This is a genomic window from Streptomyces deccanensis (genome assembly GCF_022385335.1).
Taxonomy (GTDB): domain Bacteria; phylum Actinomycetota; class Actinomycetes; order Streptomycetales; family Streptomycetaceae; genus Streptomyces; species Streptomyces deccanensis.
In genome coordinates, this window is sequence record NZ_CP092431.1 from 5173394 (window position 1) to 5184787 (window position 11394).

12 protein-coding genes and 1 tRNA gene are annotated in these 11394 nt (G+C 67.7%); 9 read left to right on the forward strand and 4 right to left on the reverse strand.

What is annotated here, in order from left to right; genetic code table 11:
• Positions 1–167: 167 nt before the first annotated feature.
• Positions 168–716, reverse strand: a complete 549-nt coding sequence (locus tag L3078_RS23070; RefSeq protein WP_033530590.1) for a helix-turn-helix domain-containing protein — start codon at positions 714–716, stop codon at positions 168–170.
• A gap of 182 nt (positions 717–898) precedes the next feature.
• Here L3078_RS23070 and L3078_RS23075 point away from each other — a divergent pair.
• Positions 899–971 (forward strand) — tRNA-Ala (locus L3078_RS23075).
• 480 nt (positions 972–1451) lie between these two features.
• Here the strand turns inward: L3078_RS23075 and L3078_RS23080 are convergent.
• Entirely contained in the window at positions 1452–2153 is a 702-nt protein-coding gene (locus L3078_RS23080) for a DUF5324 family protein (RefSeq protein ID WP_239755862.1), read from the reverse strand.
• A 360-nt stretch (positions 2154–2513) separates the two neighbouring features.
• Here L3078_RS23080 and L3078_RS23085 point away from each other — a divergent pair, with 360 nt between their 5' ends.
• Both L3078_RS23085 and L3078_RS23090 read left to right on the forward strand, forming a co-directional pair.
• A complete protein-coding gene (locus tag L3078_RS23085; RefSeq protein ID WP_220647674.1) occupies positions 2514–3047 on the forward strand; it encodes a peptidylprolyl isomerase in 534 nt (177 codons plus the stop codon).
• A gap of 152 nt (positions 3048–3199) precedes the next feature.
• A complete protein-coding gene (locus tag L3078_RS23090) occupies positions 3200–4093 on the forward strand; it encodes a rhomboid family intramembrane serine protease (RefSeq protein ID WP_239755863.1) in 894 nt (297 codons plus the stop codon).
• A 303-nt stretch (positions 4094–4396) separates the two neighbouring features.
• Here the strand turns inward: L3078_RS23090 and crgA are convergent, their stop codons facing one another.
• Positions 4397–4651, reverse strand: coding sequence for a cell division protein CrgA (crgA, locus tag L3078_RS23095; protein ID WP_045558527.1), 255 nt, complete (start codon positions 4649–4651; stop codon positions 4397–4399).
• Between the two features lie 142 nt (positions 4652–4793).
• Between crgA and L3078_RS23100 the strand changes: the two genes are divergently transcribed.
• From L3078_RS23100 to L3078_RS23125, 6 genes are read left to right on the forward strand one after another with little or no spacing between them, the layout of a single operon-like run.
• Complete coding sequence (locus L3078_RS23100) at positions 4794–5573, forward strand: DUF881 domain-containing protein (protein ID WP_239755864.1); 780 nt, start codon at positions 4794–4796, stop codon at positions 5571–5573.
• A 17-nt stretch (positions 5574–5590) separates the two neighbouring features.
• On the forward strand, positions 5591–6283 hold the full coding sequence (locus L3078_RS23105; RefSeq protein ID WP_239760431.1) for a class E sortase: 693 nt from the start codon (positions 5591–5593) through the stop codon (positions 6281–6283).
• A gap of 53 nt (positions 6284–6336) precedes the next feature.
• Complete coding sequence (locus tag L3078_RS23110; RefSeq protein WP_033530583.1) at positions 6337–6498, forward strand: hypothetical protein; 162 nt, start codon at positions 6337–6339, stop codon at positions 6496–6498.
• Entirely contained in the window at positions 6495–7145 is a 651-nt protein-coding gene (locus L3078_RS23115) for an aminodeoxychorismate/anthranilate synthase component II (protein ID WP_239755865.1), read from the forward strand. Before L3078_RS23110 ends, L3078_RS23115 begins: the two co-directional genes overlap by 4 nt.
• Positions 7142–8422: a class E sortase gene (locus L3078_RS23120; protein ID WP_239755866.1), complete on the forward strand. Its 1281-nt coding sequence runs from the start codon at positions 7142–7144 to the stop codon at positions 8420–8422. The genes L3078_RS23115 and L3078_RS23120 overlap by 4 nt, the downstream gene beginning before the upstream one ends.
• 26 nt (positions 8423–8448) lie before the next feature.
• Entirely contained in the window at positions 8449–9189 is a 741-nt protein-coding gene (locus L3078_RS23125) for a class E sortase (protein ID WP_239755867.1), read from the forward strand.
• 173 nt (positions 9190–9362) lie between these two features.
• On the opposite strand, the gene pknB is transcribed toward L3078_RS23125, so the two are convergent.
• Positions 9363–11357: a Stk1 family PASTA domain-containing Ser/Thr kinase gene (pknB, locus tag L3078_RS23130; RefSeq protein WP_239755868.1), complete on the reverse strand. Its 1995-nt coding sequence runs from the start codon at positions 11355–11357 to the stop codon at positions 9363–9365.
• Positions 11358–11394: the final 37 nt, after the last annotated feature.

An 11394-nucleotide genomic window follows, 5' to 3' on the forward strand; every position in this document is an offset into this window, starting at 1 on the left:
TGTACCCGCTTCTGTCCCCCTGCCGCTCTGTCGCTGTTCCTGATTCCGGTTCCTGCGCGGAGCCTACGTGCACGAAGCCGTGCTCACGAGGGGCCTACAGACCCCTCGTCCCCCTCTTCGGCCTCGGCCCGGTCGCCGAACCCCCTTTCGGGGACCGGGCCTTGGGCTCAGTTCTGGTGGGACTGGTAGTGCGCCACCGCGTCCGAGGTGCGGCCCGCGCCGTACACCCGGAGGAACTCTGCCAGCTCAGGGTGGGTCGGGGCGAGGGTGTCAGCCGCCTCGATGATGTCGCCCGCGGCGGCCACCGAGCGAAGCAGCGACTGGATCTCGCGGACGACCCGCTTGACCGTGGGCGCCCCCGAACTCGTCGTCGACTGCGTGGTGTTGCTGAGCACCGATCCCCCCTGTGACTTCTTGATCTCGTCCATGCGCTCGGTCGCCTCGGCGGCGCTCACGCTGCCGTCCGCGACCTGACCGGCCAGGTCCTGCAGCAACTGCACCCGCTGGACCACAGCCGGGTTGCCGATCTTGGCACGCTGACCGCTCATCAGCTGCGACAGCATCGGTGCGGACAGGCCCAGCACCCCCGCGAGCCGGGCCTGGTTGAGACCCAGGTCCTCGATGAGCCTACGGAAGAGCGCCCCCAACGGCTCTCCGTACCAGTTCCGCTGCAGCTCCCGGGCTCTTGCGGTCGCTTCCTGCTGTGCGGCGTCCATTGCGTCTCCCCATCGCTTCCCCAAATACCGTGGTTCGCTGTAGCGAACCACGACGAGCATCTTACGGAGAGTGGTCGTTCACGGGGACCCCCAATCTTTTTGCGAGATCCCGGGGGTGACCCGGTACTCTGGTCTGCGAAGCCTCCCGGTGGTCCTTCTCTCCGGGCGCACGCTTCCCTTCCGGGGCCTTAGCTCAGTTGGTAGAGCGCTGTCTTTGCATGGCAGATGTCAGGGGTTCGACTCCCCTAGGCTCCACAGCGGATCGACCGGGCCGGATGTCGTAGGACATCCGGCCCGGTCTTTTTTCTGTCTCCGGAACCACGTCGGCGGTGGTGTCCCCGGGAGGGGTTCGTCGCGATCGCTATCTGTGCACTCGGTCGCGAGGACGCCGCTGGAACGGGGCAACGGATGATGGCACGTGTCGACGTGCGCATTTGCGAAACCAGTGTTCTGGGTCACAGGGGTGGGCGGCCGAATGTGTGCGTCACCCTTCGCAACCGGATCAATACATTCCGGCTTGTGGGGTGATGGGCCTTTGAGGGGCGCTGCTGTTTCACGTGAAACAGCCCTGTGGGGCAGAAGACCCGCAAGTCTTCTGCCCCACAGGGCTGTTGAAAAATTTCTCACCGAACGCACCCTCGGGCACGGCCGATCGGGAAGGCACGCATCCTCCGCCCGGACAGCCGTGGGAAAAACGCCCTCGGCTGCCCTGCTCAGCTGGTGCTCAGTCGGTTGTCAGTGGCGGTTGTCCGGGTCGGCGGCCTCGTCCTCGGCCTGCTTGGCCTGGACCTCGGGGTCGAGGACGGACTGACCGCTGCCGTCCACGGAGGTCAGGCGACCGGAGTCGGAGACCTCGGTGGCGGCGGGGGGCTCGACCAGCCAGTCGGGGTTGGCCTGCTTGTCCCACCACTTCCAGGCAGCGAAGGCACCGCCGGCCAGGACGCCCAGGAGGGCCACGCCCTTGGCGGCACGGCCGAGCCTCGCCCGGCGCTGCTGCTTGCGCACCAGCCGCTGGATCTGCTTCGGCGAGACCTGCCCACGCAGTGCGGCCAGTGCCGCGACACTGCGGGCGGTGGCCTCCTCGCGAACCGGGCCGGCTGCGGCCACGGCCTGTTCGATACGGGGACGGGAGTAGTCGGCGGCCTGGCGGGCCGCCTTGCGGGTGCGTGCGGCGGCTTCGTGGGCCGCGTGGTCGACCTTCGGCGGCACATGCGTGCGAGCCTGCTCCAAGCGCGGGACGACATGGGCGCCGTACTGGACGCGTGCCTGTTCCGCGGCCTGCGACACTTTCGGCGCGAGTCGTACACGTGCCTCCTGCGCGTAGTGCGAGGCCTTGTCCTTGGCCGTGTCGGCGTAGGGCGCCACCACTTCCGCGGCGTGCAGCACGCTGTCCTTCGCCGAGCCGGTCGCGGCGCGCACGCTGTCGATGCGGGTCACGGGATCCTCCTCCTCGGTGGCGTACGTAATTCGACTTTCCACCCTTTTGGGGATCATGCCTCTCGGAGCGCTCCGGGGCATGTGCGGGCGGGCATCCGGGTCATGTACTCGCCCCCCGCCGATCATCGACAGGAGCCGCTCATGAATCCGGTCACGTGCAATAGAGGATGAATGCGGGACAACGGGAACTTGTCCACGACAGGGCCGACAATGCCACGGATCGACGCGAAGCGCGCCGGTACCGGGGGTACTCGGCCGGTTTTCCGTGCGACCGCCGTACAAGAGCGTGGGCGTCGGGGGACGGACGGCGTCGTCCGTGCGAGGATCGGGGGAGTCACAAAGGACAACGGAAGGCAGATCGTGGCAGAGCAGCTGTACGCCACCCTGAAGACCAACCATGGCGACATCGAGGTGCGGCTGCTGCCGAACCACGCGCCCAAGACGGTCCGTAACTTCGTCGAGCTCGCCCAGGGCGAGCGTGAGTGGACCAACCCGGCCACCGGCCAGAAGTCCACGGACAAGCTTTACGACGGCACGGTCTTCCACCGGGTGATCAGTGGATTCATGATCCAGGGCGGTGACCCGCTGGGCAACGGCACCGGCGGTCCCGGCTACCAGTTCGCGGACGAGTTCCACCCGGACCTCGCCTTCGACAAGCCCTACCTGCTGGCCATGGCCAACGCCGGACCGGGCACCAACGGCTCGCAGTTCTTCATCACCGTCTCCCCGACGGCATGGCTGAACCGCAAGCACACCATCTTCGGTGAGGTCGTCGACGCGGCCAGCCAGAAGGTCGTGGACGCCATCGCCGGCGCCCAGACCAACCCGCGCACCGACCGTCCGGTCAACGACGTCGTCATCGAGTCGGTCGTCGTCGAGACGCGCCAGGGCTGAGCCCCAGGGGCCAGCGCTCGGTCGAGCATCAACGGTTCTCCACCGGGACCGGACCCCGAAAGGTTCACAAGGTCCCGAAGGGAACCAATCGCCCCGCCCATCCGTAAGGATGAGCGGGGCGATGCGTTCCACCCAGGAGACGGAGGGGCCCGATGGATCAGGCGCCGAGCAGCCCGCAGGACGCGCAGAGCCTGCCCACCTGCTACCGGCATCCGGACCGCGAGACGGGTATCCGCTGCACCCGCTGCGAGCGCCCCATCTGTCCCGAGTGCATGGTGAGCGCCTCCGTCGGCTTCCAGTGCCCCGAGTGCGTCCGCAACGGCTCCGGCACGGGCCACGCGCCTTCGGCCTCGGCCCCACGCACCCTCGCGGGTGGCACGGTCACCGCCGATCCGCGGCTTCTCACCAAGATCCTGATCGGTGCGAACCTGCTGCTGTTCCTGGTGAAGACGTCCGTCGGCGACGCCTTCACCGACCGGTTCGACCTCATCGGTCGCGCCTGGGTACCGGAGCTGGGCACCTCGCTCCAGGGTGTAGCCGAAGGCCAGTGGTACCGACTGGTCACGTCGATGTTCTTGCACGCAGGCGTCACACACATCCTGTTCAACATGCTGAGCCTGTGGTGGATCGGCGGCCCGCTGGAGGCGGCCCTCGGCCGTGCCCGCTATCTGGCGCTGTACTTCGTCTCGGGTCTCGCGGGCAGCGCGCTCACCTACCTGATCGCCGAGCCCACCCAACCGTCGCTCGGTGCCTCCGGCGCCATCTTCGGGCTCTTCGGGGCGACCGGCGTCCTCCTGCGCCACCTCAAGTACGACATGCGCCCGTTGATCATCCTCCTGGTGATCAACCTGATCTTCACCTTCAGCCCGATGTTCAACATCGCCTGGGAAGCCCACGTAGGCGGCCTCGTCGGCGGAGTGCTGATCGGCTACGTGATGGTGCACGCACCACGTGAGCGGCGGGCGCTGATCCAGTACGGCGTGTGTGCGCTGGTCCTGGCCGCCGTGGTCGTCATGACTCTGCTCAGGACCACGCAGCTGACCTGAGGTGATGCCGGACCGTCACCGGTCGGGCGCTCCGGCGGCACCGTTACAGCACTGTTGTCCACAGACCGTGGCGGATCTTGTGCATAGGGTGCGGGAACAGGTGTGCCCCCTGCCGCTCACCTGCGTTTTCGCAGGTCAGGCAGGGGGCGAACATGCTTGCGGGTGCCGGTAGGTCAGTCGTACCGGCGTCAACGCCCAGTGAGTTATCCACAGATCGTCGTTCTTTTTCCCCACTGTGGAAAACACCTGTGGATAACTCCGTGGATTGCTCTGGGGAGAGCTACCTCCACGGTGCGGAGACCGCTACTTCCACTGGGTCGAGACGCCGAATCCGGCGGCGATGAAGCCGAAGCCGACCACGATGTTCCAGTTGCCGAGCGAGTCGATCGGCAGCGAGCCGTCCGTCACATAGAAGACGACGATCCAGGCGAGCCCGATGAGGAACATGGCCAGCATGACCGGAGCCACCCAGCCACGGCTGTTCAGCTTGATGTTCGTGGCCTGCTTGGACGGCGGCGGCGTGTAGTCGGCCTTCTTGCGGATACGTGACTTCGGCACGAGGGTCTCTCCTGTCGATGCGCTGCGTGGCCGCGCAGGGAACTGTGGCGGGCTCCGGGGCAGCGTACAAGGGGACACTGAATGCTCCCCCGGGCGTCCGTTAGCGTAGTGCTTCCGCGGCGCCTAAGGAGATAAGGGTACGTTGAGCAATTCAGCCGACTCCCCCGAGGCGGGTTCCGGCACTTCCTCCCGAGGTGGTATCCGGCCCGTGCGCGTGCTCACCGTCGGGGTCTTCGCCCTCGCCGGGCTGATCTTCTTCACCAGCTTCGACACGGCCAAGGGCACCAATATCCGCACGGACGCCTCCCTGCTGAAGCTCTCCGACCTGATCCAGGAGCGGAGCCACAAGAACGGGCAGCTCGACGAGTCCAACGCGGTGCTCAGGGACGACGTGGAGGCCCTCGCGGAGCGGGACGACGGCAGCACCAAGGCCGAGGACGCCCGGCTCAAGGCGCTGGAGAAGAACGCCGGCACCCAGAAGCTCAAGGGGCAGGCCCTCACGGTCACCCTGAACGACGCCCCGCCGGACGCCACCGCCAAGCTCCCCGGCTACCCCGAACCGCAGCCCGACTACCTGGTCATCCACCAGCAGGACCTGCAAGCCGTGGTGAACGCCCTGTGGCTGGGCGGCGCCCAGGGCATCAAGGTCATGGACCAGCGGCTGATCTCCACCAGCGCCGTCCGCTGCGTCGGCAACACCCTGATCCTCCAGGGCCGCGTCTACTCACCGCCGTACAAGATCCAGGCGGTCGGTGACCCGGAGAAGCTGCAGAAGGCGCTCACCGCCAGCGAGGCCATCCAGAACTACATGGTCTACGTGAACGTGTACGGGCTGGGCTGGAAAGTCACCGAGGACGGGCCGGTGACTCTGCCCGGCTACTCGGGCACAGTGGATCTGAAGTACGCGAAGCCCGTGGAGTGACGGCAGCCGGGGGGCCCGTGTCGGTGCGCGTGATCGTGAGGACGGCCAGCGAGCTCTGCATCACCGTCGGCACCCTGATCGTGCTCTTCGTGGTCTACGTGCTCTTCTGGACCGGCGTGAAGGCCGACACCGAGATGGACCACCAGGTCGACCTGCTCCGGGACCGGTGGGCACGGCAGCCGGTCGGGCCGACGTCCGGACCGGGCCCCTCGGCGGCTCCGGAGCCGCCCGCCGCGTACGAGAGCGGTGAGCCCTTCGCGCTCATGTACATCCCGCGTCTCGGTTTCACGTGGAACAAGCCCGTCCTGGAGGGCACGAAGACGGACACTCTCAAGAAAGGGCTCGGCCACTACGCGAACACCGCGCAGCTGGGACAGAAGGGGAACTTCGCGGTCGCCGGCCACCGCCGCACCTACGGCGATCCCTTCAAAGATTTTCCCAAGCTGCGTCCCGGTGACGAGGTCGTCCTGACCGACGGCGCGGACTGGTTCACGTACGTCATCGACAAGGGGCCCTATCGGACATTGCCCACGGACGTCCAGGTCATCGACCCCGTGCCGGAGAAATCGGGCTACACGCGCGCGGGGCGCTATCTGACGCTGACGACGTGCGACCCGGAGTGGGGACACAGCCATCGGCTCATCGTCTGGGGCCATCTGGATTCCACACAGCCTGTGGAGTCAGGGAAACCGGAGGCACTGCGCCGTTAGTCTGGTGGCGGTACGGCGTGAGTCCGGTGCCGTGGTGTGAAGGAAGGGACGGCATGTACGGCTGGATCTGGCGACATCTGCCGGGTAACGCGTGGCTGAAGGCGCTGATCTCCATCGTGCTGACCCTGGCCGTCGTCTATGTCCTCTTCCAATACGTCTTTCCCTGGGCCGAGCCCCTGCTGCCCTTCAACGATGTGACGGTGAACGACCAGTGAGTGCCGCCCGACCCGCCCGGGTCCTCGTCGTCGACAACTACGACAGCTTCGTCTTCAACCTGGTCCAGTACCTGTACCAGCTGGGCGCCGAGTGCGAGGTGCTGCGCAACGACGAGGTGGCGACCGCGCACGCCCAGGACGGCTTCGACGGCGTGCTCCTGTCCCCCGGTCCGGGCACCCCGGAGGAGGCCGGCGTCTGCGTGGACATGGTCCGCCACTGCGCGGCGACCGGCGTCCCCGTGTTCGGCGTCTGCCTCGGCATGCAGTCCATGCAGGTGGCCTACGGCGGTGTCGTGGACCGCGCGCCCGAACTGCTGCACGGGAAGACCTCGCTGGTGGAACACGAGGGCAAGGGGGTCTTCGCGGGCCTGCCCACCCCCTTCACCGCCACCCGCTACCACTCCCTGGCCGCGGAGCCGGCCACCGTGCCGGCCGAGCTGGAGATCACGGCCCGCACGCACGACGGGATCATCATGGGCCTCCGGCATCGGGAACTGCCGGTCGAGGGCGTGCAGTTCCACCCCGAGTCGGTGCTCACCGAGCACGGCCACCGCATGCTCGCCAACTGGCTCGCCGAATGCGGTGACCAAGGGGCCGTGGCCAGGTCGACGGGGCTCGCCCCCGTGGTGGGCAGGGCCACGGCGTGACGGCACTGCGCCCCGAGCGCGAGAGTGCCCCCTACGGCGGCGAGGCCGCGTACGGGGGCGCCGAGTCGTTCGAGGCGGAGGCCTTCCAGCCAGGGGCGCCGTTCGGTGACACGGCCGATCCTCACCAGTGGACCGTCCAACCGACCCCGCAGTACGGGCAGGGCGACTGGTTCGGGCAGCAGCAGCCGTACGCGGAGCCCTCGTTCGAGCCGTACGAGCAGTACGAGACCTACGAGCCGCGTCCCCAGCCCGCGTCCGAGGGGCTGTACGAGACCTACGACGCGGCCGGCCCGGTGGGCACCCAAGGGGGCACCCCGACCGACACCGCCCTGCAGCACCCTCCGATCGACGAGGAGACCGTGGCGCTCCGGGTGGAGGAGGCGCGACGGATAGCCGCCGCGGCCGAGCCGATACCCGCGCCCCCGGCTTCCGGAGGCCGTGCGGCCCGCCGTAAGGCCGCGAGACGGCACGGGAGGCACGGGGGCTCCCCGGGGGCCCACGCGAGCTCCGGAGCCGCTCAGGGGCCCGAGGAGGGCTTAGGAGAGGACGGGCGGCCGTCGCCGCGCTCCAGGATCGAGGCGCGACGGGCGGCGCGGGCACGCAAGCCCAGCGCGGGAGTGATCGCGAGCCGGGTCATCGGAGAGGTGTTCATCACCACCGGCGTGGTGATGCTGCTCTTCGTCACCTACCAGCTCTGGTGGTCCAACATCCGCGCCCATCAGCAGGCGGGCCGGGAGGCGACGAGCCTCCAGGAGGAGTGGAAGAGCGGCAAGCGCGCGCCGGGCGCCTTCGAGCCCGGGCAGGGCTTCGCCATCCTGCACATTCCGAAGCTGGACGTCGTCGTGCCGATCGCCGAGGGCATCAGCAAGTCGAAGGTCCTGGACCGCGGCATGGTCGGCCACTACGACGAGAACAGCATCAAGACGGCGATGCCCGAGGACAAGACGGGCAACTTCGGTATCGCCGGCCACCGCAACACCCATGGTGAACCGTTCCGGTACATCAACCGACTCAAGCCGGGCGACCCGATCGTCGTGGAGACGCAGGACACGTACTACGTCTACGACATGGCCTCGATCCTGCCGGTGACCCCGCCGTCGAACGTCAGTGTGCTCCAACCCGTGCCCCCGGGCTCCGGCTTCACCCAGCCGGGTCGCTACATCACGCTGACCACGTGCACGCCGGAGTTCACGAGCAAGTACCGCATGATCGTGTGGGGCAAGATGGTGGAGGAACGGCCGCGCAGCGAGGGGAAGCCCGACGCGCTCGTCCAGTAGGGGCTCGATCAAGGGCGGAAGAAACTGTGGCAGTGACCACTGACGACACCGAAGAGAAGACGGACGCGTCCGAGGCCACGCCGAGGCGCCGCGGCATGAGCCGGATCGCCATGGCGGTCAGTGTCTTCGGTGAACTCCTCATCACGGCGGGCCTGGTGCTCGGTCTGTTCGTCGTCTACTCGCTGTGGTGGACGAACGTGCTCGCCGACCGCGAGGCGGACAAGGAAGCGAACAAGGTCCGCGACACCTGGGCCTCGGACGACGGCCCGGGCGCCCTGGACACCAAGGACGGCATCGGCTTCCTGCACGTCCCCGCCATGAAGAACGGGGAGGTCCTGGTGAAGAAGGGCACCTCCCCCAAGATCCTCAACGGTGGTGTCGCCGGCTACTACACCGATCCGGTCAAGGCGACCCTCCCCAGCTCCGACAAGGACGGCAACTTCACCCTGGCCGCCCACCGCGACGGACACGGGGCGAAGTTCCACAACATCGACAAGCTCGAGAAGGGCGATTCGATCGTCTTCGAGACCCGCGACAACTGGTACGTCTACAAGGTCTACGACACCCTCACCGAGACCTCGAAGTACAACGTCAAGGTCCTCTCGAACATCCCCAAGGAGTCCGGCAAGAAGAAGGCCGGCAAATACATCACCCTCACCACCTGCACGCCCGTCTACACGTCCCGGTACCGGTACATCGTGTGGGGCGAGCTGGAGCGGGTGGAGCGGGTGAACGCCGAGCGCACGCTGCCGAAGGAACTCCGCTAGCTGCGCGGCGGGTTTGCTCCCCCGTAGGGATGTTTCACGTGAAACATCCGGTTTCACGTGAAACATCGAGACGACGAAGGAGCCCCGGCATCCTCCCTGAAGAGGGTGCCGGGGCTCCTTCGTCGTACAGGACAGCGGGCTCGCATCAGTCCCTCTGCCGTGGGCGGGTGGCGCTAACCGAAGTCCCCGCCGCCGAAACCGCCGCCGTTGTTGTTGTTGTTGCCGTTGTTGCCGCCGAAGCCGACCGTGGTGAGAGTGATCGTCGTCTGGGCCGGGTCGGCTTCATTGCCGCCGTCCGGGTCCTGGTCGGCGACGAACGCGGTGTCGCTCTGGTCGCTGCCGTTGGCGAACTGGATGTTGGTGAAGCCGGACGCCTGGAGGATCTGCTTCGCCTGGCCCACGGTCCTTCCCACGACGTTCGGGACCTCGGCCTCCTGCTCCTCCTCCTCGGCCGCCTTACCGATCTGGATGGTGACCGTGTCGCCCTTGTTGAGCTCGGAACCCGCCTCGGGGCTGGTCGCGACGACCTTGCCGACGAGGTTGGGGTCCTGGGTCTCGACCTCGGTGCAGGTGCCGACGAGGTTGTTGGCCGCCATCTGGTTCTTGGCGGCGTCACAGCCCTGCCCGGCCACGTCCGGCACGGTCTCCTTGTCCGGAGCCTTGGCGACCGTCAGCGTGACCGTGGAGCCCTTCTCGAGCTTGCCGCTGGCCGGGTCCTGGTCGATCACGATGCCGGCCGTGCGGTCGGACTCCTCGGTCTTCTTCTCGACCTTGAAGCCCTTGTCCTCGAGCTCGGCCTCGGCTTCGTCGAACTGGATGCCCTGGACGTCGGGGACCGTGACCTTCGGAGCGCCCGTCGAGATGACCAGGGCGATGGTGTCGCCCTTCTTCACCTGGGTCTCGGCCTGCGGGGTCTGTTTGCAGACGTTGCCGGTCTTCTGGTTCTCGCACGCGGCCTTGGTGGTCGTCACCTTCAGGTCGACGTTGGTGGCCGCCTGTTTCGCCTCCGCCTCGCTCTGCCCGACGAAGTTGGGTGCCTTGAGGGTGTCGTTGCCGGTGCCGTTGCCCGAGAACATCCACTGGCCGATGAGGACCGCGCCGATCAGCACCAGTACACCCGCGACGACCAGGAGGATCGTCGAGGTGTTGTTCTTCTTCGGCTGCTGGCGGCGACGGCCCTGGCGGTCGTCGTAGCCGTAACCGTCGTCCGGGCCGACGGGCGGAAGCATCGTCGTGGCTCCGGCGTCGGCCCGCAGGGCGGTGGTCGGCTGGTCGTCCGGGTAGCCGCCGTAGCCGACCGAGCCCATGGCCGCCGTCGCCGCGACGGGCTGGCCGTCGAGGCAGGCCTCGATGTCGGCACGCATCTCGTCGGCGGACTGATAGCGGTAGTCCGGGTCCTTGACCAGGGCACGCAGGACGATGGCGTCCATCTCCGGAGTGATCTCCGGGTCGAAGACGCTCGGGGGCTGCGGCTCCTCCCGCACGTGCTGGTAGGCGACCGCCACGGGGGAGTCGCCCACGAACGGCGGGCGGACCGTCAGCAGCTCGTAGAGCAGACAGCCGGTCGAGTACAGGTCGGACCGGGCGTCCACCTGCTCGCCCTTGGCCTGCTCCGGCGAGAGGTACTGGGCGGTGCCGATGACCGCGGACGTCTGCGTCATCGTCATACCGGAGTCGCCCATGGCGCGGGCGATACCGAAGTCCATGACCTTGACCTGGCCGTTGCGCGTCAGCATGACGTTGGCCGGCTTGATGTCGCGGTGGACGATCTGGTTGCGGTGGGCGTACTCCAGTCCCTGGAGGATGCCGATGGTCATCTCCATCGCCCGCTCCGGCAGCAGCTTGCGGCCGCTGTGGAGAAGCTCACGGAGGGTGGAGCCCTCGACGTACTCCATGACGATGTACGGGATCGAGACCCCGTCGATGTAGTCCTCGCCCGTGTCGTAGACCGCCACGATCGCGGGGTGGTTGAGCGAGGCGGCCGACTGGGCCTCCCGGCGGAACCGGGCCTGGAAGGTGGGGTCGCGCGCGAGGTCCGCTCGCAGCGTCTTCACCGCCACGGTGCGGCCGAGGCGGGTGTCCATCGCGAGGTAGACCTCCGCCATGCCACCACGGCCGAGCACCTGGCCCAGCTCGTACCGGCCGCCGAGGCGACGCGGCTCTTCCATAGCTTCCTACCAGCCCTCTCCGTCGGTCCCGACCGCA

Bases quoted from the DNA above. Each gene is read 5' to 3' on its own strand.
- L3078_RS23110 (WP_033530583.1), top strand. From the start codon at position 6,337: ATGTACGGCTGGATCTGGCGACATCTGCCGGGTAACGCGTGGCTGAAG.
- L3078_RS23090 (WP_239755863.1), top strand. From the start codon at position 3,200: ATGGATCAGGCGCCGAGCAGCCCGCAGGACGCGCAGAGCCTGCCCACC.
- L3078_RS23070 (WP_033530590.1), bottom strand. From the start codon at position 716: ATGGACGCCGCACAGCAGGAAGCGACCGCAAGAGCCCGGGAGCTGCAG.
- pknB (WP_239755868.1), bottom strand. From the start codon at position 11,357: ATGGAAGAGCCGCGTCGCCTCGGCGGCCGGTACGAGCTGGGCCAGGTG.